This is a genomic window from Leclercia sp. TB492, from assembly GCF_049974505.2.
GTDB classification, from domain to species: domain Bacteria; phylum Pseudomonadota; class Gammaproteobacteria; order Enterobacterales; family Enterobacteriaceae; genus Enterobacter; species Enterobacter adecarboxylatus_C.
The window spans coordinates 294,519-317,516 of the sequence record NZ_CM127572.1 but is presented as its reverse complement, the minus strand read 5'-3'; the positions used below and the strand labels follow the sequence as shown (position 1 = coordinate 317,516).

24 protein-coding genes are annotated in these 22,998 nt (G+C 60.3%); 20 read left to right on the top strand and 4 right to left on the bottom strand.

The genetic code is table 11. The features are described 5' to 3' along the window. Positions 1-35: 35 nt before the first annotated feature. Both ACP4QI_RS01470 and crfC read right to left on the bottom strand, forming a co-directional pair. Positions 36-914: a diguanylate cyclase regulator RdcB family protein gene (locus ACP4QI_RS01470; RefSeq protein WP_142487901.1), complete on the bottom strand. Its 879-nt coding sequence runs from the start codon at positions 912-914 to the stop codon at positions 36-38. Then, positions 911-3,268, bottom strand: a complete 2,358-nt coding sequence (gene crfC, locus ACP4QI_RS01465) for a clamp-binding protein CrfC (protein WP_285127602.1) — start codon at positions 3,266-3,268, stop codon at positions 911-913. Before crfC ends, ACP4QI_RS01470 begins: the two co-directional genes overlap by 4 nt. Before the next feature lie 591 nt (positions 3,269-3,859). Here crfC and ACP4QI_RS01460 point away from each other — a divergent pair. The 16 genes from ACP4QI_RS01460 (at position 3,860) to phnP (ending at position 15,820) form a co-directional block, all read left to right on the top strand. Further along, positions 3,860-4,195, top strand: coding sequence for a zinc ribbon domain-containing protein YjdM (locus tag ACP4QI_RS01460; RefSeq protein WP_142487899.1), 336 nt, complete (start codon positions 3,860-3,862; stop codon positions 4,193-4,195). Positions 4,196-4,318: 123 nt separating this feature from the next. Continuing rightward, complete coding sequence (gene yjdN, locus ACP4QI_RS01455; RefSeq protein ID WP_285127603.1) at positions 4,319-4,747, top strand: VOC family metalloprotein YjdN; 429 nt, start codon at positions 4,319-4,321, stop codon at positions 4,745-4,747. Positions 4,748-4,920: 173 nt separating this feature from the next. Continuing rightward, positions 4,921-5,709 carry a phosphonate ABC transporter ATP-binding protein gene (gene phnC / locus ACP4QI_RS01450; protein WP_426495411.1) on the top strand — a complete coding sequence of 263 codons (789 nt, stop codon included), beginning with the start codon at positions 4,921-4,923 and terminating at the stop codon, positions 5,707-5,709. A 23-nt stretch (positions 5,710-5,732) separates the two neighbouring features. Next, the gene (gene phnD / locus ACP4QI_RS01445) at positions 5,733-6,749 is read left to right on the top strand and encodes a phosphonate ABC transporter substrate-binding protein (protein WP_142487896.1); all 1,017 of its coding nucleotides are present in this window, start codon (positions 5,733-5,735) and stop codon (positions 6,747-6,749) included. 100 nt (positions 6,750-6,849) lie between these two features. Continuing rightward, positions 6,850-7,629, top strand: coding sequence for a phosphonate ABC transporter, permease protein PhnE (phnE, locus tag ACP4QI_RS01440; RefSeq protein ID WP_142487895.1), 780 nt, complete (start codon positions 6,850-6,852; stop codon positions 7,627-7,629). 20 nt (positions 7,630-7,649) lie between these two features. Beyond that, the gene (gene phnF, locus ACP4QI_RS01435; protein ID WP_156262717.1) at positions 7,650-8,375 is read left to right on the top strand and encodes a phosphonate metabolism transcriptional regulator PhnF; all 726 of its coding nucleotides are present in this window, start codon (positions 7,650-7,652) and stop codon (positions 8,373-8,375) included. Further along, positions 8,376-8,828 (top strand): phosphonate C-P lyase system protein PhnG, encoded by a 453-nt coding sequence (gene phnG, locus ACP4QI_RS01430; protein WP_156262716.1) that lies wholly within the window; start codon positions 8,376-8,378, stop codon positions 8,826-8,828. Continuing rightward, positions 8,825-9,409: a phosphonate C-P lyase system protein PhnH gene (phnH, locus tag ACP4QI_RS01425; RefSeq protein ID WP_142487892.1), complete on the top strand. Its 585-nt coding sequence runs from the start codon at positions 8,825-8,827 to the stop codon at positions 9,407-9,409. The genes phnG and phnH overlap by 4 nt, the downstream gene beginning before the upstream one ends. Further along, on the top strand, positions 9,409-10,473 hold the full coding sequence (locus ACP4QI_RS01420; RefSeq protein ID WP_426495410.1) for a carbon-phosphorus lyase complex subunit PhnI: 1,065 nt from the start codon (positions 9,409-9,411) through the stop codon (positions 10,471-10,473). Before phnH ends, ACP4QI_RS01420 begins: the two co-directional genes overlap by 1 nt. Next, entirely contained in the window at positions 10,466-11,311 is an 846-nt protein-coding gene (phnJ, locus tag ACP4QI_RS01415) for an alpha-D-ribose 1-methylphosphonate 5-phosphate C-P-lyase PhnJ (RefSeq protein ID WP_426495409.1), read from the top strand. Before ACP4QI_RS01420 ends, phnJ begins: the two co-directional genes overlap by 8 nt. After that, positions 11,308-12,063, top strand: a complete 756-nt coding sequence (phnK, locus tag ACP4QI_RS01410; protein ID WP_142487889.1) for a phosphonate C-P lyase system protein PhnK — start codon at positions 11,308-11,310, stop codon at positions 12,061-12,063. The genes phnJ and phnK overlap by 4 nt, the downstream gene beginning before the upstream one ends. Positions 12,064-12,263: 200 nt before the next feature. Continuing rightward, positions 12,264-12,944: a phosphonate C-P lyase system protein PhnL gene (gene phnL / locus ACP4QI_RS01405; RefSeq protein WP_142487888.1), complete on the top strand. Its 681-nt coding sequence runs from the start codon at positions 12,264-12,266 to the stop codon at positions 12,942-12,944. Beyond that, positions 12,941-14,077, top strand: coding sequence for an alpha-D-ribose 1-methylphosphonate 5-triphosphate diphosphatase (gene phnM / locus ACP4QI_RS01400; protein ID WP_142487887.1), 1,137 nt, complete (start codon positions 12,941-12,943; stop codon positions 14,075-14,077). The genes phnL and phnM overlap by 4 nt, the downstream gene beginning before the upstream one ends. Then, positions 14,074-14,631 (top strand): ribose 1,5-bisphosphokinase, encoded by a 558-nt coding sequence (phnN, locus tag ACP4QI_RS01395; protein ID WP_142487886.1) that lies wholly within the window; start codon positions 14,074-14,076, stop codon positions 14,629-14,631. Before phnM ends, phnN begins: the two co-directional genes overlap by 4 nt. Next, positions 14,618-15,052 (top strand): aminoalkylphosphonate N-acetyltransferase, encoded by a 435-nt coding sequence (gene phnO / locus ACP4QI_RS01390; RefSeq protein WP_142487885.1) that lies wholly within the window; start codon positions 14,618-14,620, stop codon positions 15,050-15,052. Before phnN ends, phnO begins: the two co-directional genes overlap by 14 nt. Positions 15,053-15,061: 9 nt before the next feature. Then, positions 15,062-15,820, top strand: coding sequence for a phosphonate metabolism protein PhnP (gene phnP, locus ACP4QI_RS01385; RefSeq protein ID WP_156262711.1), 759 nt, complete (start codon positions 15,062-15,064; stop codon positions 15,818-15,820). Positions 15,821-15,926: 106 nt separating this feature from the next. Here phnP and yjdP read toward each other — a convergent pair whose 3' ends face one another. Together yjdP and ACP4QI_RS01375 are read right to left on the bottom strand one after the other, a co-directional pair. Further along, the gene (yjdP, locus tag ACP4QI_RS01380; protein ID WP_231313274.1) at positions 15,927-16,253 is read right to left on the bottom strand and encodes a DDRRRQL repeat protein YjdP; all 327 of its coding nucleotides are present in this window, start codon (positions 16,251-16,253) and stop codon (positions 15,927-15,929) included. 70 nt (positions 16,254-16,323) lie between these two features. Next, the gene (locus ACP4QI_RS01375; protein ID WP_426495408.1) at positions 16,324-18,606 is read right to left on the bottom strand and encodes an ATP-binding protein; all 2,283 of its coding nucleotides are present in this window, start codon (positions 18,604-18,606) and stop codon (positions 16,324-16,326) included. Positions 18,607-18,736: 130 nt separating this feature from the next. Between ACP4QI_RS01375 and ACP4QI_RS01370 the strand changes: the two genes are divergently transcribed. The 4 genes from ACP4QI_RS01370 (at position 18,737) to ACP4QI_RS01355 (ending at position 22,992) form a co-directional block, all read left to right on the top strand. Beyond that, positions 18,737-20,251 (top strand): sugar ABC transporter ATP-binding protein, encoded by a 1,515-nt coding sequence (locus tag ACP4QI_RS01370; RefSeq protein ID WP_426495407.1) that lies wholly within the window; start codon positions 18,737-18,739, stop codon positions 20,249-20,251. Positions 20,252-20,253: 2 nt separating this feature from the next. Then, positions 20,254-21,249, top strand: a complete 996-nt coding sequence (locus ACP4QI_RS01365) for an ABC transporter permease subunit (protein ID WP_156262707.1) — start codon at positions 20,254-20,256, stop codon at positions 21,247-21,249. Between the two features lie 31 nt (positions 21,250-21,280). Further along, the gene (locus tag ACP4QI_RS01360; RefSeq protein ID WP_142487879.1) at positions 21,281-22,222 is read left to right on the top strand and encodes an ABC transporter substrate-binding protein; all 942 of its coding nucleotides are present in this window, start codon (positions 21,281-21,283) and stop codon (positions 22,220-22,222) included. A gap of 83 nt (positions 22,223-22,305) precedes the next feature. After that, the gene (locus ACP4QI_RS01355; RefSeq protein ID WP_285127613.1) at positions 22,306-22,992 is read left to right on the top strand and encodes a D-lyxose/D-mannose isomerase; all 687 of its coding nucleotides are present in this window, start codon (positions 22,306-22,308) and stop codon (positions 22,990-22,992) included. Positions 22,993-22,998: the final 6 nt, after the last annotated feature.

The following is a 22,998-nucleotide window of genomic DNA, read 5'->3' as shown; positions in this document are numbered from 1 at the left end:
AGCCCTCTCCCCGCCCGGGGAGAGGGTGAAAATTCTTACTCGCCAAACACCTCTTCCACCATCGCCTTTGCCAGCCTTGCCGCCGAACAGAGCCTCGGCATTCCCAGCGCCACATTCTGCCAGCTCTGCGTCACCGACCAGCACACCGGATGCCTGTCGGCATCGCACCAGTCCCCCAGCCAGCCAAGCATATCTTTATGATCGATAATCCCCGGCGTACTGGGTGTTGTCAGCCACTGATGGTAAAAATGACGGGTCGCGGGCGCCGCATTGATCCCCTGCGCCAGGTAGTTGGCCACCATGCTGCGCAGATTATCTTTGAGCATGGCGCTGACATCCGCATTCGCCAGCCGACAGGCGTCACCGAACGCCCCCCAGCGCAGCTCCTCCAGCACCACATAGCCGCGCCCGGCCAGCGACCAGCCGTCATAATGTCCGGCCCGCCAGCGGGTAAAAATCTGTTCGCTGTGAACGCCCGCCTGCACCGTTAACCCACGCTGGGTTAATGCCTTCTCTTTAAACTGGGCGCGTTGCTGAAAATGGGCAGAAAGGATTTCGTACTGTTGCACCACGCCGATGGGGGGTTGATTGCGCAGGTTGGCCTGCTGGCGCAGCGTGGTCAGGGTCTGGGTCATGCGGGTCAGCGCCAGATGGCCGGGATCGACCATGCCCGCCAGTTTCTCTGCCAGCCCGAGCCGCAGCACAGCATTTTCGCTGAACATTCCCCCCATCGCCCACTGGCGAAGCTGAGTCTGCGCCATGATCTCCTGGGTTAAACGTTCACGAAAGTGCTGCTGTTGCGACCCCACAGAGGTGTGACGCTGTGCGTCAGCCCCCTGAACCAGGTCGACCATAAATTTAGGATGTATGCATTCCAGCGTCCGCCCGGGACCGTCCAGTAATTGTTTTGTCATGGTTGCTCTGCCGCGAATAGCGTTTGAATATCATCGCGTAACAGTCGGGTATCTTCCTGAATCCACGCTGCAGTCGTAATACATTGCTGCAGCAGCTGGCTGAGCGCGCGCGTGGCATGCTCATTCTGCTGGCGCACCGCGAGGCTATCACGCAAGCTTTCCTGTAACCCTGCAAGGCATAACGAGAACTCGGCAAAGAATGTCGCCATACCTGCTGTAACAGAGACATCGACCTGGGCGGCCAAAGCTTTACGGATTTGTTCACAAAATTGATCGATATGTTGTTTAAATTTCTCATGAAGCTGTGACACGTTGATAACATACCGCGTCCGCGTCATCACATAGTCTTCCCAGCCCCAGCCCGGATTGTTCAACCAGCGGGAGACCGTCTCACGCAGCACGCTGCCGGCTCCCTGAGACTGACTGGCAGGCTGACTCTCCTGGGCGATAGCATCGCTGAACAGCCCCCGGGTATTAAAGTTAAGCTGGTTGGCCTGAAACGCCGGAAAGCTGATCCGCGCGCGAAAACCGGCGTGGCTTAACTCTTCTTTAATGCGCGTTTCAATCGGGCGCATGGCATCGTTCAGCGCCCGCGCCAGCGTGGACTCCAGCTGGTCGAAACGCAGCGCCAGCTCACGGCCGATTTTCGCCTGCGCATCCAGCATGATCATCTCGCAGGAGGAGCGGATTTTGCTCAACAGGATCTGCGCCTGGCCTTCATCCTCCAGTACCAGCTGACCGGGCGTCGCCGCGGCATCTGCACGCTGTTTATGCGGATCAAACCCCGCCAGGTCGAGCAAATTGTCGGGATTAAAGATATGCGCGATGGAGAGTTTAATATCGTTCTGCTGGGAGGTGAGAAACAGATCCGTGGCGCTCAGCGCCTGGCTCACCTCATGGCGAACCTCATCGCTTACCGACGCCTGGCGGGAGTGCAGCAGCGCCATGTCATCTTCCAGACGGGCAATATTGTGCTGTAACTCGTCAAAGGCTACCGTCAGCCCCTGATAGCGGAAATCCAGGTACTCCCGGGCGTTCTGGGCGTAGTTCAGCAGCTTATGCGACGCGGAGCGCAACGCATACAGCGAGGCGTTGGAGTAGGCGGCATAAATCAGCTTGCGGATCGGCTGCTCAAACAGGGAGTCCTCCCACAGCAGATCGGCGGAGTGGCGAAGGTGTTCAATATCATCCAGATCGGCGGTTCGCCAGCGGCGGCCCAGTGCGGCCTCGGCAAAATCCTGCACCCAGCGCTGCTCCTGGTGATCGGGCAATTTACCGTGCATAGCCAGTTCGTGACGCGCCCGGTTCGCCAGGTATCCCCACATCGACGAGACCGGGAAGATCTGACCCGGGGAGATATGGCCCTTCATCAGGGTGCCGGAAATCATCGCCCGCACCTGCTCTTCATCATCGCTGTTGCGGTCTTTCTGATCGAACTTATTAACCAGGGCGTACAGCGGCACCGCTTTGCCGACGGCGGAGATGGCCAGCCGCACTTCGGCATCGGAGATCGACTTCAGTTGGGTATAGTCCATCACCGCCAGCACCGCCGATGCCCGGGCGAGCTGCTCGGTGAGCATTTTTTGCAGATGCGGCTGTCCGGCCTCGTTCGGCCCCGGGGTATCCAGCAGGGTTAATTGCCCCAGATGGACATCCAGCCCGGCCAGATGGACAAACTCCACTTCGATAACCGGGATATTCTCGATCGCAGCATAGGCCGGGAACGGAAAATCCGTGCCCAGCGCCTGAGAAAGCCGCACTAAATCGTTCAGGTTTTTTAAACAATTAAATATCGGCTGCGCACCTAAATAATGTTTTTCAAATGCCGCGCCGGTTTCGATACGCCCAAGTAGCGCATTCATATCTTTGTCAATTTCCAGCTGCTGCGCCAGCTTGCCGCGATCGTAATTGGCAAGCTTCTTTTGCATTTGTTTTATTAATGTATCAATGGGGGCGACGTGAGAAAAATGCAGCACCGGCTCTTTCTGGCCGGGAGTGTGACGGATCAGCGTCGGCAACGCGGTCATCGGGCGGTTGCGATTGGGTAACACTTCGGTGCCCACGATGGCGTTGATGGTAGTGGACTTTCCGGCCTTCATGGTGCCCACGATCGCCAGCACCATCTCCAGGCGGGTAATTTTGCGCAGCTCATTATTCAGCATCGACTGCTGCGCCTCTAAGCCACGGGCACTAAAATGCAGAGGTAAGACATTGCTGGTTTCGCCGGTAATGGCCGACGTGGCGTTGTCCAGCATGGCGACAGGCATGGCGCTCAACGACTCAAGATTCTGCAACGAGAGCTGCAGCAGCCTTTCGGCCTCCTGGCTCAATTCAAATATTGTCTGTGTGTGCATAGTAAAAGCCTTCCCTTAACACAAATTTTATATAACCGAATTGTTTATAAGAATGAAGGATCGGCTTATATGATTACGTGTTGTAAATATGTTCGAAGCCATATAATTGTGTAATGACAGTAAAAATATATTCTTTCAGCGCTTAAAGCAGCAGAGCGCGCTCCTTCGGTCAGGGAAACCGAAAGATTAAGAGCGTAGCTCAATTTTTAAAAACTTCAGGAAAAATCATCGTTAGTTACCCACCAAAAATGAGGGGTAAATCATCCCTTGCAGACCAGGGAGGGTTATTAAAGCAAGTCAGTAAAATATCATTAGCGTCTTAACCTTATCTGAAATGACACGGCGTATCAATTTGCCGCAATAAAATATTATCGCTTTTAATCAGGCGCGTTTATCCCCTGTGTGTGACTCTTAACATTGCCCCAATCGCTGACAAATTCTGTCATCGAAAAGACCCTTTTCGCTAAAAGCGAAAAACAATATCACCGACAACAGTAAGGACATGCGTTATACTTGCCGCCTTTTTCGACAACCTGTCGATTTTTGGCGGGCCTGATTGCCGCCGCTTCGCACTATTTTGAGGAGAACACCATGCAACTACCACAGTGTCCAAAATGCAGTTCTGAATATACCTATGAAGATAACGGTATGTTCATTTGCCCGGAATGCGCTTACGAATGGAACAACGCAGAACCCGCGCAAGAGAGCGATGAGCTGATTGTTAAAGATGCCAACGGTAACCTGCTGGCCGACGGCGACAACGTCACCGTGATTAAAGATCTGAAAGTCAAAGGCAGCTCGTCGATGCTGAAGATCGGCACCAAAGTCAAAGGCATCCGCCTGGTTGAAGGCGACCACAACATCGACTGCAAAATTGACGGTTTCGGCCCGATGAAGCTGAAATCCGAGTTCGTGAAAAAGAACTGATGCTTTTTTGTAGGCCCGGCAAGCGAAGCGCCGCCGGGCGCTTTTGCCGGATGCGCTACGCTTATCCGGCCTACAAATACCGAACTACACTTAACGGGCTTCTCTTTACCTGAGGTAATGATTATGCCGTTAAGTCCCTACATTTCATTCGCCGGTAACTGCGCAGAGGCCACGGCCTTCTATCAGCAGGCCGTCGGCGCGGAACTCCTCTATAAAATCACCTTCGGCGAAATGCCCAAAGACGACAACCGCGAAGAGGGCTGCCCGTCAGGCATGGCGTTCCCGGACTCCGCTATCGCCCACTCCAACGTGCGCATCGCCGGCAGCGTTATCATGATGAGTGACGGTTCGCCCGGCAAAGACGCCACCTACGCCGGCTTTACGCTGGTGCTCGACACCCAGGACGTGGCGGAAGGCAAACGCTGGTTCGACAACCTGGCCGCAGGGGGTACCATCGACATGGCCTGGCAGGAGACCTTCTGGGCGCACGGCTTCGGCAAGGTGACCGATAAATACGGCGTTCCCTGGATGATCAACGTCGTTAAACAGTAAGCCGGATAAGCGCAGCGCATCCCGCAACAGCGCCCGGTGGCGCTGCACTTACCGGGCCTACAATGATTGTCATCGCTTTCACGTCAACTCTTCAAACTCCCGCAACCAACACTTAACCTAAATGTCATATTGATCCGCCAGCATGAGGCCACATTTGAATCGAGGCCTCCCCCATGCAAACTGTCATCCGCGTCGAGAAACTGAGCAAGACCTTCCATCACAATAAGGCTCTGCATGCCGTTGATCTGACCGTCCAGCAGGGCGAAATGGTAGCGCTGCTGGGGCCATCCGGTTCAGGTAAATCCACCCTTCTGCGCCACCTGAGCGGCCTTATCACCTGCGATAAAACCCCGGAAAGCCACGTTGAGCTGCTGGGCAATACCGTGCAGCGCGCGGGGCGTCTGGCGGGCGATATCCGCAAAAGCCGCGCGCAGACCGGCTACATCTTCCAGCAGTTCAACCTGGTGAACCGCCTGACGGTGCTTGAAAACGTGCTGATTGGCGCGCTCGGCAGCACCCCGTTCTGGCGCACCTGTCTGCGCTGGTTTTCGCCCTCGCAAAAACAGGAGGCGCTGCAGGCGCTGACCCGCGTCGGCATGGCCCACTTCGCCCACCAGCGCGTCTCCACCCTGTCCGGTGGCCAGCAGCAGCGCGTGGCGATTGCCCGGGCGCTGATGCAGAAAGCCAAAATTATTCTTGCCGATGAGCCGATTGCCTCGCTGGATCCGGAGTCGGCCCGCATCGTGATGGAAACCCTGCGCGACATTAACCAGCACGACGGCATCACCATCGTGGTGACGCTGCATCAGGTGGATTACGCCCTGCGCTACTGCGGGCGCATCGTCGCCCTGCGTCAGGGGCACGTGTTCTTTGATGGCGCCAGCCATCAGTTTGATAACGAACGTTTTGACCATCTCTACCGCAGCATTAACCGCGTCGAAGAGAACGCGCAGGCTGCTTAACGTCTCCACAATGAGGAATGGAAATGAGCTATAAAACGGTTGCCGCGCTGGCCTTCACCAGCATGTTCAGTATCAGCACCCTGTTAAGCCCGGCGTATGCGGAAGAGCAGGAAAAAGCACTGAACTTTGGCATCATTTCGACGGAATCACAGCAGAACCTGAAGCCACAGTGGGAACCCTTCCTGAAAGACATGGAAAGCAAGCTGGGGATCAAAGTGAACGCCTTCTTCGCCCCGGACTACGCGGGCATCATCCAGGGGATGCGCTTTAATAAAGTGGACATCGCCTGGTACGGCAACCTCTCCGCCATGGAAGCGGTGGACCGCGCCAACGGTCAGGTCTTTGCCCAGACCGTTGCGGCAGATGGCTCCCCGGGTTACTGGAGCGTGCTGATCGTCAACAAAGACAGCCCGATCAACAACCTCAACGACATGCTCGCCAAACGTAAAGAGCTGACCTTTGGCAACGGCGACCCGAACTCCACCTCCGGCTTCCTGGTCCCGGGTTACTACGTCTTTGCCAAGAACAACGTCTCCACCAGTGAATTCAAACGCACGGTCAACGCCGGGCATGAAACCAACGCCCTCGCCGTCGCCAACAAGCAGGTGGATGTTGCCACCAACAACACCGAAAACCTCGACAAGCTGAAGACCTCCGCACCGGACAAGCTGAAAGAACTGAAGGTGATCTGGAAATCGCCGCTGATCCCGGGCGACCCGATTGTGTGGCGTAAAAACCTCTCCGAAAGCACCAAGGACAAGGTGTACGACTTCTTTATGAACTACGGCAAAACCGCCGAAGAGAAAACCGTGCTGGAACGCCTGGGCTGGGCGCCGTTCCGCGCCTCCAGCGATTTGCAGCTGGTGCCGATTCGCCAGCTGGCGCTGTTCAAACAGATCCAGGGCGTGAAGGAGAACAAGGGCCTGAAGGACGAAGAGAAGAGCAGCAAGATGTCTGAAATTCAGGCGCAGCTGGACGATCTCGACCGCCTGACCGCGGCGCTGGGCGCGATGACCAGCGTGAATAAAGCGGTTCAGTAGTGCTTTTTGCCCGGTGGCGCTTCGCTTACCGGGCCTACTTTCTGGATCGTAGGCCGGATAAGCGTAGCGCCATCCGGCACACAAACCGCAAGGAACCTACATGCAAACCATCACTCTCCCACCGCCAAAGCGCAGCTGGTTCTCGCTGATCGGCTGGGCCGTTCTGCTGGCGGTGCTCGTTGTCTCCTGGAAGGGGGCGGAAATGGCGCCGCTCACGCTGATTCAGGACTCTGGCAACATGGCGACCTTCGCCGCCGACTTCTTCCCGCCGGACTTCAGCCAGTGGCAGGACTACCTCAGCGAAATGGCCATCACCCTGCAAATCGCCGTCTGGGGTACCGCGCTGGCGGTGGTGCTCTCCATTCCGTTTGGCCTGATGAGCGCCGACAACATCGTGCCCTGGTGGATTTACCAGCCGGTGCGTCGCCTGATGGACGCCTGCCGCGCCATCAACGAAATGGTCTTTGCGATGCTGTTCGTGGTGGCGGTCGGTCTCGGGCCGTTCGCCGGGGTGATGGCGCTATTTATTCATACCACCGGGGTGCTCTCCAAACTGCTCTCGGAAGCGGTGGAAGCCATCGAGCCCGGCCCGGTGGAAGGCATTCGCGCCACCGGGGCCAACAAGCTGGAAGAGATCCTCTATGGCGTCCTGCCGCAGGTGATGCCGCTGCTTATCTCCTACTCCCTGTACCGCTTTGAATCTAACGTTCGCTCCGCAACGGTGGTGGGGATGGTCGGCGCGGGCGGGATTGGCGTCACCCTGTGGGAAGCGATTCGCGGTTTCCAGTTCCAGCAAACCTGCGCCCTGATGGTGCTCATCATCGTGACGGTCAGCCTGCTGGATTTCCTCTCTCAACGTTTGCGTAAGCACTTCATCTGAGAAGCGAGGCTTTGATTTGTATGCACTTATCCAGACATCCGACCAGTTACCCGACACGCTGGCAAGAGATTGCCGCGAAGCTTGAAGTGGAGCTGCGCACCCACTACCGCTGCGGGGATTATCTGCCTGCTGAACAGCAGCTTGCGGATCGCTATGAAGTGAACCGCCATACCCTGCGCCGCGCCATTGACCAGCTGGTTGAACGCGGATGGGTACAGCGTCGTCAGGGCGTCGGCGTGCTGGTGCTGATGCGCCCGTTCGACTACCCCCTCAACGCTCAGGCGCGCTTCAGCCAGAACCTGCTGGATCAGGGCAGCCACCCCACCAGCGAAAAACTGCTCTCGGTGCTGCGTCCGGCCTCCAGCCACGTGGCAGACGCGCTGGGGATTTCGGAGGGCGATAACGTCGTCCACCTGCGCACCCTGCGCCGGGTCAACGGCGTGGCGGTGTGTCAGATCGACCACTACTTCGCTGACCTGACCCTCTGGCCGGTGCTGCAGAACTTCGCCAGCGGCTCGCTGCACGACTTCCTGTTCGAAGCCACCGGGATTGCGCTCAGGCGCACCCAGACCCGCATCAGCGCCCGCCGCGCGCAGGCCAAAGAGAGCAAGGTGCTGGAGATTCCCAACATGGCGCCCCTGCTCTGCGTGCGCACCCTTAACCACCGTGACGGCGAGATCAACGCGACGGAGTACTCCGTCAGCCTGACCCGCGCCGACATGATTGAATTCACCATGGAGCACTGAATGCATTTCGATACCTCCACCCGCCAGCACTGGATGGCCGTTCTCGCCCACAGCCAGCCTGCGGCGCTTGCCGAGCGGATGTCGGCCCTGAGCCTGACGCCCGCTTATGAACCGATCCGCGCCCCGGAAACCGGGCTGGTGCAGATCCAGGCGCGGATGGGCGGCACCGGGGCACGCTACTTTGCCGGTGATGCCACCCTGACCCGCGCCGTGGTGCGCCTTGCCAGCGGCACGCTTGGCTACAGCTACCTGCTCGGGCGCAACAAAGCGCATGCCGAGCAGTGCGCGGTGATCGACGCCCTGCTGCAGGAAGCGCCGCATTTTCAGTCCTTAATGGAAACCCTTATTGCCCCGCTGGAAGCCGACCGCGCCGCACGCCTTGCCGCGCGTCAGGCCGAGGTGAACACCAGCCGGGTCGACTTCTTTACGCTCGTTCGCGGAGACAACGCATGACCCTTCAACCCGCTTTTACCCTTGCCGTGCAGGATGCCCAACACAGTTTTCGCCGTCTGCTAAAAGCGATGAGCGAACCGGGGGTGATCGTCTCCCTGCATCAGCTTAAACACGGCTGGCAGCCGCTGAACCTCGCCACCACCAGCGTGCTGCTGACCCTGGCCGATAATGACACTCCGGTCTGGCTGTCGGGCGCGGTGAGTAACGATATCGTCAGCTCTAACCTGCGTTTTCATACCAGCGCCCCGCTGGTGGATCAGCCCCAACTGGCGGTGTTTGCCGTTGCCGACGAGCAGATTAGCCACGAGCAGCTCAACGCTCTGAGCGAAGGCAGCGCCGTCGCGCCGGAGACCAGCGCCACCCTGATTTTGCAGGTGCCGAGCCTGAGCGGCGGGCGCATGCTGCGCCTGACCGGAGCCGGAATTGCCGAAGAACGCATGGTCGCCCCGCAGCTGCCGGAGTGCATTATTCATGAACTGACCGAGCGCCCGCACCCGTTCCCGCTGGGGATCGACCTGCTCCTGACCTGCGGCGAACGCCTGCTGGCGATCCCGCGAACCACCCACGTGGAGGTGTGCTGATGTACGTTGCCGTCAAAGGGGGCGAAAAGGCGATCGCCGCCGCCCATGCCCTGCAGGAGCACAGACGCCGGGGCGATGAGCAGCTCCCGGAGCTGAGCGTCGCCCAGATCGAACAGCAGCTCAACCTGGCCGTGGACCGGGTGATGACCGAAGGCGGCATTGCCGACCGCGAGCTGGCAGCGCTGGCGCTGAAGCAGGCCAGCGGCGATAACGTCGAGGCCATCTTCCTGCTGCGCGCCTACCGCACCACCCTGGCGAAGCTGGCGGTGAGCGAGCCGATTAACAGCGCAGAGATGCGCCTTGAGCGCCGAATTTCTGCCGTTTATAAAGATATCCCGGGTGGTCAGCTGCTCGGCCCGACCTACGACTACACCCACCGCCTGCTCGATTTTACCCTGCTGGCGAACGGCGAGGCCCCTCGCCTGACCACCTCAGACGCCCCGCAGGATGCCGCCCCGCACGTCTTCAGCCTGCTGGCACACCAGGGGCTGGCGAAGGCGGAAGAGGATCGCGGCGATGAGCCGGACGACATCACCCGCACCCCGCCGGTCTACCCCTGCTCCCGCGCCTCGCGCCTGCAGCAGCTGATGCGCGGCGACGAGGGCTACCTGCTGGCGCTGGCCTACTCCACCCAGCGCGGCTACGGGCGTAACCACCCCTTTGCTGGCGAAATTCGCAGCGGCTATATCGACGTTGAAATCGTGCCGGAAGAGCTGGGTTTCGCGGTGAACGTCGGTGAACTACTGATGACCGAATGCGAAATGGTTAACGGCTTTGTCACCCCGGACAACGAGGCCCCGCACTTCACCCGCGGCTACGGGCTGGTGTTCGGCATGGGTGAACGCAAGGCGATGGCGATGGCGCTGGTCGACCGGGCGCTACAGGCCCCGGACTACGGCGAGAACCTCGCCGGCCCGGCGCAGGACGAGGAGTTTGTGCTGGCCCACGCGGATAACGTCGAGGCTGCCGGATTTGTCTCGCACCTCAAGCTGCCGCACTACGTCGATTTCCAGGCCGAGCTGGAACTGCTGAAACGTCTGCAACAGGAGCGCAAGAATGGCTAACCTCAGCGGCTATAACTTTGCTTATCTGGATGAGCAAACTAAACGCATGATCCGCCGCGCCATTTTAAAAGCGGTGGCGATCCCCGGCTATCAGGTGCCGTTCGGCGGTCGTGAAATGCCGATGCCTTACGGCTGGGGCACCGGGGGGATCCAGATCACCGCCAGCGTGATTGGCGAAGCCGACGTCCTGAAGGTGATTGACCAGGGCGCTGGCGATACCACCAACGCCGTGTCGATCCGCCAGTTCTTCCAGCGCGTCACCGGGGTGAATACCACCGAGCGCACCGAAGACGCCACGCTGATCCAGACCCGCCACCGCATCCCGGAAACCCCGCTCGTTGAAGACCAGATTTTGATTTTCCAGGTACCGATCCCCGAGCCGCTGCGCTTTATCGAACCCCGCGAAACCGAAACCCGCACCATGCACGCGCTGGAAGAGTACGGCGTGATGCAGGTGAAACTCTATGAAGACATCGCCCGCTTCGGCCATATCGCCACCACCTACGCCTACCCGGTGAAGGTCAATGGGCGCTACGTGATGGACCCGTCGCCGATCCCGAAATTCGATAACCCGAAGATGGACATGATGCCCGCGTTGCAGCTGTTCGGAGCCGGGCGCGAAAAACGCATTTACGCCGTGCCGCCGTACACCCGCGTGGAGAGCCTCGATTTCGACGACCATCCGTTTACGGTGCAGGAGTGGGACGAGCCGTGCGCCATCTGCGGATCGAAACACAGCTATCTCGATGAAGTGGTGCTGGATGACACGGGCAACCGGATGTTTGTCTGCTCCGATACCGATTACTGCCGCCAACAGAGCGAGGCCAACAGCCAATGAAACCGCTGCTTTCGGTCAATAACCTGACCCACCTCTATGCGCCGGGTAAAGGCTTCAGCGACGTGTCGTTCGACCTCTGGCCGGGTGAAGTGCTGGGCATTGTCGGCGAGTCCGGCTCCGGCAAAACCACCCTGCTGAAGGCGATCTCTGCCCGTCTGGCCCCGCAAAATGGCGAGATTCTGTATGAAGACCACTCCCTGTACGGCATGAGCGAGGCCGAACGCCGCCGCCTGCTGCGCACCGAGTGGGGCGTGGTGCATCAGCACCCGATGGACGGCCTGCGCCGCCAGGTGTCGGCGGGGGGCAACATCGGTGAGCGGCTGATGGCCACCGGTGCACGCCATTACGGCGACATCCGCGCCACGGCGCAGAAGTGGCTGGAAGAGGTAGAGATCCCGGCGTCGCGCATCGACGACCTGCCAACAACGTTTTCCGGCGGGATGCAGCAGCGTTTACAGATTGCCCGCAACCTGGTCACCCATCCGAAGCTGGTGTTTATGGATGAACCCACCGGTGGGCTGGACGTGTCTGTTCAGGCGCGCCTGCTGGATCTGCTCCGCGGCCTGGTGGTGGAGCTGAACCTGGCGGTGGTGATTGTCACCCACGATTTAGGCGTTGCCCGCCTGCTGGCGGACCGTCTGCTGGTGATGAAGAGCGGCGAGGTGGTGGAAAGTGGGCTGACTGACCGGGTGCTCGACGATCCGCATCATCCGTACACCCAGCTGCTGGTGTCGTCCGTATTGCAGAATTGAGGTTGCTGTTGCCGGGTGGCGGCTTCGCCTTACCCGGCCTACGGACCGCGCTCTTTGTAGGCCGGGTAAGCGCAGCGCCACCCGGCAAGAATCCAGCACCTTGTAGGCCGGGTAAGCGAAGCGCCACCCGGCAAGAATCCAGCACCTTGTAGGCCGGGTAAGCGAAGCGCCACCCGGCAAGAAAACGCCACGAGGCCAAGATGATCCACGTACAAAACGTAAGTAAAACCTTCGTGCTCCACCAGCAAAACGGCGTGCGCCTGCCGGTGCTGCAAAATGCCTCCCTTGAGGTCAGCAGCGGCGAGTGCGTGGTGCTGCACGGTCACTCCGGCAGCGGCAAATCGACCCTGCTGCGATCCCTGTACGCCAACTACCTGCCGGACGAAGGCCATATCCATATCCGTCACGGCGACGAATGGGTGGATCTGGTGCAGGCCCCGGCGCGCAAGGTGCGGGACGTGCGCCGCACCACCATCGGCTGGGTCAGCCAGTTTTTACGGGTCATCCCCCGCGTCCCGGCGCTGGAGGTGGTGATGCAGCCCCTGCTGGATCTCGGCGTGCCGCGCGATACCTGCGCCGCCAAAGCCGCCAGCCTGCTGACGCGCCTCAACGTGCCGGAGCGCCTGTGGCACCTCGCTCCCTCCACCTTCTCCGGCGGAGAGCAGCAGCGGGTGAATATCGCCCGCGGCTTTATCGTCGATTACCCGATTTTACTGCTCGATGAACCGACCGCCTCGCTGGATGCGAAAAACAGCGCCGCAGTCATGGAACTGATCGAAGAAGCCAAAGCGCGCGGCGCGGCGATCGTCGGGATCTTCCACGACGACGCGGTGCGGGATCGCGTAGCGGATCGTCTGCACCCGATGGGGATCACCGCATGATCGTAAACAACGTAAAACTGGTGCTGGAAAACGAGGTTGTCGACGGCTCCATCGAGGTTCAGGACGGCGTCATTCGCGCCTTTGCTGAAACCCCGAGCCGCTCGCCGCAGGCGATGGACGGCGAAGGCGGCTGGCTGCTGCCGGGGCTGATTGAGCTGCACACCGACAACATGGACAAGTTCTTCACCCCGCGGCCAAAGGTAGACTGGCCCGCCCATTCGGCGATGAGCAGCCACGACGGAATGATGGTCGCCAGCGGCATCACCACCGTGCTGGACGCGGTGGCGATCGGTGACGTGCGCGACGGCGGCGACCGGCTGGAGAATCTGGAGAAGATGATCAACGCCGTGGAGGAGACGCAGAAGCGCGGCCTCAACCGCGCCGAGCACCGCCTGCACCTGCGCTGCGAGCTGCCCCATCACACCACCCTGCCGCTGTTCGAGAAGCTGGTCGGCCGCGAACCGGTGACTCTGGTGTCGCTGATGGATCACTCCCCGGGCCAGCGCCAGTTCGCCAACATCGAAAAGTACCGTGAATATTATCAGGGCAAATACTCTCTCAACGACCAGCAGATGGCGCGCTACGAAGAGGAGCAGCTGGCCCTGGCCGCCCGCTGGTCGCAGCCCAATCGCCAGGCCATTGCCGCCCTGTGCCGGGAGCGCAATATCGCACTGGCGAGCCACGACGACGCCACCGCGGATCATGTACTTGAATCCCATCAGCTTGGCAGCACAATTGCCGAATTTCCCACCACGTTCGAGGCGGCAGAAGCCTCCCGCCAGTACGGGATGAACGTCCTGATGGGTGCGCCGAACATCGTGCGCGGCGGATCGCACTCCGGCAACGTGGCGGCAAGCTCGCTGGCCTCGCTCGGCCTGCTGGATATTCTCTCCTCCGATTATTACCCCGCCAGCCTGCTGGATGCGGCGTTCCGGGTGGCCGACGATGCGGGCAACGGCTTTACTCTGCCGCAGGCGATCCGTCTGGTGACGAAGAATCCGGCGCAGGCGCTAAATCTGCACGATCGCGGGGTGATTGGCGAAGGCAAACGCGCGGACCTGGTGCTGGCGCACCGCAAAGGCGAGCATATTCATATCGACCACGTCTGGCGTCAGGGAAAAAGGGTGTTCTGATGGGAAGAGTGATCTGGTTAATGGGGCCTTCGGGCTCCGGAAAGGACAGCCTGCTGGCGGCGTTGCGCCAGCAGACCCACCCGCAGCTGCTGGTGGCGCACCGCTACATCACCCGCCCCGCCAGTGCGGGGAGCGAAAACCACATCGCCCTCAGCGAGCCGGAGTTTTTTACCCGCGCCGGGCAGCAACTGTTTGCCCTGAGCTGGCACGCTAACGGCTATTATTATGGGGTGGGTCTGGAGATCGACCTCTGGCTGCATGCCGGATTCGACGTGGTGGTGAACGGCTCGCGCGCCCATCTTCCCCAGGCGCGGGCGCGCTATGCGGGGGCGCTGCTGCCGATCTGCCTGCAGGTGTCGCCAGATATTCTGCGGAGCCGACTGCAAAGCCGTGGTCGGGAGAACGCCAGAGAGATCGACCAGCGGCTTGAGCGTGCCGCCCGCTATACCCCGTCCGATTGTCCTGTCCTGAATAACGACGGAAGCTTGCTCCAGTCCGTCGAACACTTTCTTTCACTGATTCACCAGAAGGAGAACAACCATGCCCGAGTGTGAGTTGCGTCCCGCCACCGCGGAGGACGTCGACGCCGTCTATGGCCTTATTTGTGAATTAAAACAGGCGGAGCTTGACCGGTCAGCGTTCCATGCCGGGTTCGCGGCCAATTTGCAGGATCACAATATGCGCTACCAGCTGGCCGAACAGGATGGACACATCATCGGCATGATCGGCCTGCATATGCAGTTTCATCTGCATCATGCCAACTGGATCGGCGAGATCCAGGAGCTGGTGGTAATGCCGCAGGCGCGCGGGCTCAGGGTTGGCAGCCAGCTGCTGGCCTGGGCAGAAGAAGAGGCCCGTCACGCCGGGGCTGAGATGACCGAGCTTTCCACCAGCGTAAAGCGCCTCGACGCGCACCGCTTTTATCTTCGTGAAGGGTACACACAGAGCCATTTCCGCTTTACCAAACCGCTGTAAGGGGGCGCTATGAGTCTGACCATTACGTTAACAGGAACCGGTGGCGCCCAGCTGGTGCCCGCTTTTGGCTGTGACTGTCCGGCCTGCCGCCGGGCGCGTTTGCAGGACGACTATCGCCGTCGCCCCTGTAGCGCGGTGGTCAAATTCAACGACGCGGTAACGCTGCTGGACGCGGGGATCCCGCACCTGATGGACGACTGGCCCGCAGGCAGCTTTCAGCAGTTTTTACTCACCCACTACCATATGGATCATGTCCAGGGGCTGTTCCCGCTGCGCTGGGGCGTGGGGGCGACCATCCCGGTATACGGCCCGCCGGACGAAGCCGGCTGCGACGATCTGTTTAAGCACCCCGGCATTCTCGACTTTAGCCACACGCTTGAGCCCTTTGTGGTGTTTGAACTCCAGGGGTTACGCGTGACCCCGCTGCCCCTCAACCATTCGAAGCTGACGTTTGGCTATCTGCTGGAGAGCGCCCACAGCCGCGTCGCCTGGCTGTCGGACACCGCCGGGCTGCCGGACAAAACGGTGAAGTTTTTACTCAACAACCACCCGCAGGCGATGGTGATTGACTGTAGCCACGAGCCGCGCGCGGAGACCCCGCGCAACCATTGCGATCTGAATACGGTGATTGCCCTGAATCAGGTGATTGGCTGTCCGCAGGTGATCCTGACCCACATCAGCCATCAGTTTGACGTGTGGATGATGGACAACCCGCTGCCGGAAGGGTTCGAGGCGGGGTATGACGGAATGGTATTGGTGCTGGATTAACGATTTTCTCCCTCTCCCTGTGGGAGAGGGGCGGGGTGAGGCATCAGGCCGCACGTTACTGCCGGGTGGCGGCTGCGCCTTACCCGGCCTACGGTTTTGTAGGCCCTTACCGCCGATCGTAATCATCCTCTAACCGCCGCTCGTCATCTTCAAGGCGACGTCGATCTTCGTCCAGCTGGCGCTGGCGCTCATCTAGACGCTGGCGTCTGTCCTCCAGCTGCCTGCGACGATCGTCATACTGGCGGCTATCGCTGCTGCGACGGCTCTCTTCGTAGCGATCGTCGTCAGCATTGCGATTATTGCTGTTGGGGTTGTAGGCGTCGTTAATGGCCTGCTGGATATTGCCGATCGCATCGTCAACGATGTCGGCATGCGCCAGCTGGCTGGTTAAAGAGATCAGACCAAATAACAGAGCGGTAAAGGTACGTTTCATAAAGCCAGTCTCGCAGGGTGAGCTGGCCTTACGGTAATAAACGGCAGGTAGAGCGAGTAGCGGAGGAATCTCAAATGTTGACCGCTTTTTGCAGCGCCTGCGCCAGCTGCCCGCGGGTGAACGGCTTACGCAGCAGCTCCACCTCGGGCAGCTGTGGGTTGTGCGCCGGACGCAGATCCTGGCCGCTCATCAGCAGCACCGGGAGATAGGGGAAATGCTGGCGCACATGCTGGATCACCTCCGCGCCGCTCAGGTTGCCGGGCAGCATTAAGTCGCTGATAAAGATCTCGATATCCGCAGAGGCGCTCAGCATCTGTATCGCCTGCTCGCCGGTTTCGGCCTCCAGGGTCAGGTAGCCCAGCTGGTGGAGCTGTTCGCACAGTGTCTGCCGGACGTCGGTCTGGTCGTCCAGCACCAGCACCAGCCGGTCGCCTGGCGGCGAGGCGGGGGTTGCCCCGTTTTCCGACGAGGGTAGCGCCTGTAAGGTGGCGCGCGGCAGATGCAGCCGCACGGTGGTGCCCTGACCGGGCGCGCTTTCGATCTCCACCCGCCCGCCGGACTGGCGCACGAAGCCATACACCATCGACAGCCCCAGCCCGCTGCCGCTGCCGGTCTGTTTGGTGGTGAAGAAGGGTTCAAAGACCTGAGATTTAATCGCCTGCGACATCCCGGCGCCGTGGTCGATCACCTCCAGCGCCACCATGTCCTGCTTACGCCCGTCGCTGCGGGTCACGCGCTGGTTCCAGGTGCGGATTTTGATGGTGCCGCTGTGCCCTTCCATCGCATCGCGGGCGTTCATCACCAGGTTGATGATGGCGTTTTCCAGCTGGCCCACGTCAATCCACGCCGGCCACGCCGGCGTTTGCGCTTCGATATCCAGCGCGACCGTGGCGGGCAGAGAGTGGCGCATCAGCTCGGCCAGGTTTTCCAGCAGGGGCTTCATCTCCACCGCGTGCGGGTTCAGGGACTGCTTACGGGAGAAGGCCAGCAGGCGCTGGGTTAACAGCGCCCCGCGCTCGGCGGCCTTCAGCGCGCGGCCAATGCGTGGGGCATCCGGCGAGTGGGGATCGGCCAGCTCCAGGCTGCCGATGATCACCGCCAGCAGGTTATTGAAATCATGGGCCAGCCCGCCCGTCAGCTGCCCGACCGCCTTCATCTTCTGGCTGTGCAGCAGCGCCTCCTCCAGCCCCTGGCGTTCAAGGCGATCCACCTCCATCTGCGAGGTCTTCTCCTTCAGCAGTCGGGTGGTGTGCTCCAGCGAGGCGGTATTGCGGGCAAAGACGTTAAACGCCCTCGCCAGCTCGCCCAGCTCATCCCGGCGCTGCAGCGCAGGCACCGAGACATCCTGTTCCCCGTGGGCCAGCCGCGACATCGCCCGGGAGATAGCGGTCAGGTTGGTGCCCAGATTGCGGTAGATATACCAGCAGGCAAAGGCGGTGATGATCAGCGCCAGCACGGCGGACACCGTGATAAAGACGCTGATGGAGCGCAGCTCCTGATGGCTCTCAGCGGTGCGCAGCTGCGAGGCCTCGGCCACCTGCTCCACATACTGATTGATATCGCTGTTTAAGATCGCCACCAGCGCCTTGATGTGGAACATATACCAGCTGATAGCGAGATCGCTCTCTTCCAGCTGCCCGGAGAGCGGGCCGAGCTTGTTGAGTTCGGCGTTAAAATCAGGCAGGACGAAGCTCACCACCGGCTGCGCGGCCTGGCGGGGCAACATCGCCGTCACCGTATCCAGCTGCTGAAGGGTCGCGCGCGGCGAGGGGGTTTGAATGGCGGCGACGATCAGCCGATCCATCTCGCTGAGCAGCCGGGCGTCAGGCAGGTTACTGGCGTAGCGGCGATTGATGTCCTGCAGATGGCGGAGATAGCTCTGGCTCTGGTAGAGCGAGCTGAGCAGGGCGTTACGCTCCAGATGGCGTCGCTGCCCGCGCTCCAGCATGCCGGTCACGCTTTGCTGGAGCTCATTGCTGCGCTGGATGATCCGCGCCACCAGCGCCGGCTCCTGCTGCGCCAGCGGCGCATCGGCAAGCTGCTCCAGCGAACGGCCCAGCGCCGTCTGGGTCTGTTTAAGCCGGTTGGCTTCATCTTTATATTCCAGCGCCCCCACGACCTGCGACAGCCGCACCGCCGCCGTCGCCACGTTGGCGGTTTCACGCGCCAGGTTCATGCTGCCGGTCATGTCGTCCAGGGTCTGGCGCTGCACCTGCTCCTGAATATGGCTGGCATGACGAAAGCCCAGCACCGCCACGCCGCTGACCATTAACGTTACCGCCACCACCAGCAGATTGAAGATCAGCAGGCGGCCACGGGCGCTGGCGAAGAAGGGGGGACGGCGTGAGGGCATATTGGCTCCGCGGCGTAACTGTGATCCACATTAACTATTCATAACTATGACAAATATGAACGACTTCTGACATTTTGCATTTACCGGGGTGTGATGAAGTGCGGATATCGACCTTCACAGGAGATCCGCCATGAGCAGAACCCCGGTTTTAGAGATGCGCAGCATTGCCAAAACCTTTGGCAACTTCCACGCGCTGAAGGGTGTGGATCTGACGGTCTTCCCCGGCGAGATCCATGCCTTAATGGGCGAAAACGGCGCCGGAAAAAGCACCCTGATGAAAATCCTCGCTGGGGCCTACATCGCCACCGGCGGCGAGATCCTGATCGACGGCAAGCCGTTTCATATCAAAGGCCCAAAAGATGCGCTGGCGGCAGGCATCACTTTGATCTATCAGGAGATGCAGCTGGCCCCTAACCTTACCGTGGCCGAGAACATCTTCCTCGGCAGCGAGCTGTCGCGCGGCGGGCTGGTACAGCGCAAAGAGATGGCCGCCCAGGCCCAGGCGGTGATCGATCGCCTCGGCGCCAATTTCAAAGCCACCGATCTGGTGATGAAGCTGACCATCGCCGAGCAGCAGCAGGTGGAAATCGCCCGCGCGCTGCACCGCAACAGCCGCATCCTTGTGATGGATGAACCCACCGCCGCCCTCTCCTCGCGCGAAACCCACCGCCTGTTCGAGCTGATTTTGCGTCTGCGCGACGAAGGGATGGCGATTATCTATATCAGCCACCGCATGGCGGAAGTGTATGAGTTATCAGACCGGGTCAGCGTGCTGCGCGACGGCCAGTACGTCGGTAGCCTGACCCGCGACAAGCTCAACGCCCCGGAACTGGTGCGAATGATGGTCGGGCGACCACTGAGCGATCTGTTCAATAAAGAGCGCGATATTCCTCTCGGCAGCCCGCGCCTGAACGTCCACCACCTGACCGACGGCGGCAAAGTGCAGCCCTGCAGCCTGCAGGTGCGTTCCGGCGAAATCGTCGGCCTCGCCGGGCTGGTGGGTGCCGGGCGTTCCGAGCTGGCGCAGCTGATTTTCGGCGTGCGCAAGGCCACCGGCGGGATGATTGAGGTGGATGGCGAGCCGGTGGTGATCCACTCCCCGCGCACCGCCATCGACCACGGCATCGGCTTTTTAACCGAGAACCGCAAGGAGCAAGGGCTGTTCCTCGAGCTGGCGGCGCAGGAGAACATCACCATGGCGACGCTGGAACGCGATGCCAGCTTCGGCTGGCTGAACCGCAAAAAAGCCCAGTCGATCTCCGATGACGCCATCGCCCTGCTCAATATTCGCGTGCCGCACTCCCAGGTGCGGGCGGGCGGACTCTCCGGCGGCAACCAGCAAAAGCTGCTCATCTCCCGCTGGGTGGCGATTGGCCCGCGCATTCTGATCCTCGACGAACCGACCCGCGGCGTGGACGTCGGAGCGAAAAGCGAGATCTACCGGATCATGAACCAGATGGCGCGCAAAGGAGTGGCGATCCTGATGATCTCCAGCGAGCTGCCGGAAGTGGTCGGCATGAGCGATCGCGTGTATGTGATGCGCGAAGGGAGCATCGCCGGGGAACTCCATCGGGCCGATATCTCACAAGAAAACATCATGACGCTGGCGACCGGCGTTAACGACTCTCATCATCGGGCGGTATAACCATGACGCAACCTAACACTCCGCAACAGGTGGCCAAAGCGGCCTCCGCCAAAAAAATGCTGATGGGCGATCTGATGCAAACCATCGGTATCCTGCCGATATTGATCCTGATCGTCGCGGTATTTGGCTTTATCGCGCCGAACTTTTTTACCGAAAGTAACCTGCTGAACATCACCCGTCAGGCGTCGATCAACATCGTACTGGCGGCGGGGATGACCTTCATTATTTTGACCGGCGGCATCGACCTGTCGGTGGGCTCGATTCTGGGCACCACCGCGGTGGCGGCAATGGTGGTCTCGCTGATGCCGGAGCTGTCGATGCTCTCGGTGCCGGCGGCGCTGATGCTCGGCATGGTGCTGGGGCTGTTCAACGGCGCGCTGGTAGCCTTTGCCGGGTTGCCGCCCTTTATTGTCACCCTCGGCACCTACACGGCACTGCGCGGCGCGGCCTACCTGCTGGCGGACGGCACTACGGTCATCAACTCCAGCATCAGCTTTGAATGGATCGGCAATAACTATCTCGGGCCGGTGCCGTGGCTGGTGGTGATTGCCCTGGCGGTGATCGTTGTCTGCTGGTTCATCCTGCGCCGCACCACCCTCGGGGTACATATCTACGCGGTGGGCGGCAACATGCAGGCCGCGCGCTTAACGGGCATCAAGGTCTGGATGGTGCTGCTGTTTGTCTACGGTATGAGCGGCCTGCTCTCGGGCCTCGGCGGGGTAATGAGCGCATCAAGGCTGTACAGCGCCAACGGCAACCTCGGTACCGGCTATGAGCTGGACGCTATCGCGGCGGTGATCCTCGGCGGCACCAGCTTTGTCGGTGGGATCGGCACCATCACCGGCACGCTGGTGGGGGCGCTGATTATCGCCACCCTTAACAACGGCATGACGCTGATGGGCGTCTCCTATTTCTGGCAACTGGTGATCAAAGGGGCGGTGATCATCATTGCAGTGCTGATCGACAAATACCGTACCCGACACCATCAAAGTGCATAACAACAATACCCTACATAACGAGGACGAAAATATGCGTTTAAAACCTCTTGTTACCGCGCTCTGTGCTGGCGCACTGCTCGCAGCAAGCCCGTTTGTGCAGGCCAAAGAGCTGAAGTCCATCGGCGTGACGGTGGGCGATCTGGCGAACCCGTTCTTTGTGCAAATCACCAAAGGGGCGGAGCTGGAAGCGCGCAAACTGGCAGGAGACAACGTGAAAGTGACGCTGGTGTCCAGCGGCTACGATCTCGGCCAGCAGGTTTCTCAGATTGATAACTTTATCGCCGCCAAAGTCGATATGATCATTCTTAACGCCGCCGATTCGAAAGGGATTGGCCCGGCGGTGAAGCGCGCGAAAGACGCCGGGATCGTGGTGGTGGCGGTTGACGTGGCGGCAGAGGGTGCCGATGCCACTATCACCTCCAACAACACCCAGGCCGGTGAGATGGCCTGTAAGCTGATCACCGACCGCCTGAAAGGCAAAGGCAACGTGGTGATCATCAACGGACCGCCGGTCTCTGCGGTACAAAACCGTGTGGAAGGCTGTAAGGCTGAATTTAAAAAACATCCGGATATCAAAGTCCTTTCGGATAACCAGAACGCCAAAGGCAGCCGTGACGGCGGGCTGGAGGTGATGACCTCCCTGCTGGCGGCCAATCCGAAGATCGACGGCGTGTTCGCTATTAACGATCCGACGGGGATCGGCGCCGATCTAGCGGCAAAACAGGCACAACGTAACGAGTTCTTTATCGTGGGCGTCGATGGCTCGCCGGATGCGGAAGAGGCGCTGAAGCGGGAAAACTCCCTGTTTGTTGCTACCCCGGCGCAGGACCCGCAGGTGATGGCGGCGAAAGCGGTGGAGATCGGCTATGACATTCTGCAGGGCAAACCGGCGCCGAAAGAGCCGGTGCTGATCCCGGTGACGATGATCGATAAGAGCAACGTCGGCAATTATAAGGGCTGGACGGTTAAGTAATGACTGTACGCCTCTCCCCACAGGGGTGAGGATGTTCACGTTCCCTCTCCCCTGCGGGGAGAGGGTCAGGATGAGGAGTTTTCATGAAACGCTCCGAAATTAACGAGATCCTCGGCCACACGCGACAGTTTTTCTCCATGCACGATGTGCATCTGCCCCCCTTTGCCAGCTTCCCTCCTGCCCGCTGGCAGCAGCTTGACGGTGACGCCTGGCAGGAAGTATTCGACCTGCGGCTCGGCTGGGACGTGACCGCGTTCGGCGGCGATAACTTTGCGGCGCAGGGCTTAACCCTTTTTGCCCTGCGCAACGGCTCTCCCGGCGGCAAGCCATGGGACAAATGTTATGCCGAGAAGATCATGCATGTGCGTGAGGGCCAGGTGACGCCTTTGCACTTTCACTGGCGCAAACGCGAGGACATCATCAACCGCGGCGGCGGCAACCTCATTGTCGAGCTGTGGAACGCCGATGAGCATGAACAGAAAGAGGAGGGAGATATCAGGGTCGCCATCGATGGTTGCCAGCAGACCCACGTGGCGGGCAGCCATATCCGCCTCGCGCCGGGGGAGAGCATCTGCCTGCCGCCCGGCCTGTACCACAGTTTCTGGGGTGAGGTGGGCTTTGGTGACGTGCTGGTGGGTGAAGTCTCCTCGGTGAATGACGACGAGACGGACAACCACTTCCTGCAACCCACCGCCCGTTATAACAACATTGATGAAGACGAACCGGCCGTGCTGGTGTTGTGCAATGAATACAGCCTGTTTCGCCTGTAAGGAGTG

Bases quoted from the DNA above. Each gene is read 5' to 3' on its own strand.
- ACP4QI_RS01470 (WP_142487901.1), bottom strand. From the start codon at position 914: ATGACAAAACAATTACTGGACGGTCCCGGGCGGACGCTGGAATGCATA.
- crfC (WP_285127602.1), bottom strand. From the start codon at position 3,268: ATGCACACACAGACAATATTTGAATTGAGCCAGGAGGCCGAAAGGCTG.
- ACP4QI_RS01460 (WP_142487899.1), top strand. From the start codon at position 3,860: ATGCAACTACCACAGTGTCCAAAATGCAGTTCTGAATATACCTATGAA.
- yjdN (WP_285127603.1), top strand. From the start codon at position 4,319: ATGCCGTTAAGTCCCTACATTTCATTCGCCGGTAACTGCGCAGAGGCC.
- phnC (WP_426495411.1), top strand. From the start codon at position 4,921: ATGCAAACTGTCATCCGCGTCGAGAAACTGAGCAAGACCTTCCATCAC.
- phnD (WP_142487896.1), top strand. From the start codon at position 5,733: ATGAGCTATAAAACGGTTGCCGCGCTGGCCTTCACCAGCATGTTCAGT.
- phnE (WP_142487895.1), top strand. From the start codon at position 6,850: ATGCAAACCATCACTCTCCCACCGCCAAAGCGCAGCTGGTTCTCGCTG.
- phnF (WP_156262717.1), top strand. From the start codon at position 7,650: ATGCACTTATCCAGACATCCGACCAGTTACCCGACACGCTGGCAAGAG.
- phnG (WP_156262716.1), top strand. From the start codon at position 8,376: ATGCATTTCGATACCTCCACCCGCCAGCACTGGATGGCCGTTCTCGCC.
- phnH (WP_142487892.1), top strand. From the start codon at position 8,825: ATGACCCTTCAACCCGCTTTTACCCTTGCCGTGCAGGATGCCCAACAC.
- ACP4QI_RS01420 (WP_426495410.1), top strand. From the start codon at position 9,409: ATGTACGTTGCCGTCAAAGGGGGCGAAAAGGCGATCGCCGCCGCCCAT.
- phnJ (WP_426495409.1), top strand. From the start codon at position 10,466: ATGGCTAACCTCAGCGGCTATAACTTTGCTTATCTGGATGAGCAAACT.
- phnK (WP_142487889.1), top strand. From the start codon at position 11,308: ATGAAACCGCTGCTTTCGGTCAATAACCTGACCCACCTCTATGCGCCG.
- phnL (WP_142487888.1), top strand. From the start codon at position 12,264: ATGATCCACGTACAAAACGTAAGTAAAACCTTCGTGCTCCACCAGCAA.
- phnM (WP_142487887.1), top strand. From the start codon at position 12,941: ATGATCGTAAACAACGTAAAACTGGTGCTGGAAAACGAGGTTGTCGAC.
- phnO (WP_142487885.1), top strand. From the start codon at position 14,618: ATGCCCGAGTGTGAGTTGCGTCCCGCCACCGCGGAGGACGTCGACGCC.
- phnP (WP_156262711.1), top strand. From the start codon at position 15,062: ATGAGTCTGACCATTACGTTAACAGGAACCGGTGGCGCCCAGCTGGTG.
- yjdP (WP_231313274.1), bottom strand. From the start codon at position 16,253: ATGAAACGTACCTTTACCGCTCTGTTATTTGGTCTGATCTCTTTAACC.
- ACP4QI_RS01375 (WP_426495408.1), bottom strand. From the start codon at position 18,606: ATGCCCTCACGCCGTCCCCCCTTCTTCGCCAGCGCCCGTGGCCGCCTG.
- ACP4QI_RS01370 (WP_426495407.1), top strand. From the start codon at position 18,737: ATGAGCAGAACCCCGGTTTTAGAGATGCGCAGCATTGCCAAAACCTTT.
- ACP4QI_RS01365 (WP_156262707.1), top strand. From the start codon at position 20,254: ATGACGCAACCTAACACTCCGCAACAGGTGGCCAAAGCGGCCTCCGCC.
- ACP4QI_RS01360 (WP_142487879.1), top strand. From the start codon at position 21,281: ATGCGTTTAAAACCTCTTGTTACCGCGCTCTGTGCTGGCGCACTGCTC.
- ACP4QI_RS01355 (WP_285127613.1), top strand. From the start codon at position 22,306: ATGAAACGCTCCGAAATTAACGAGATCCTCGGCCACACGCGACAGTTT.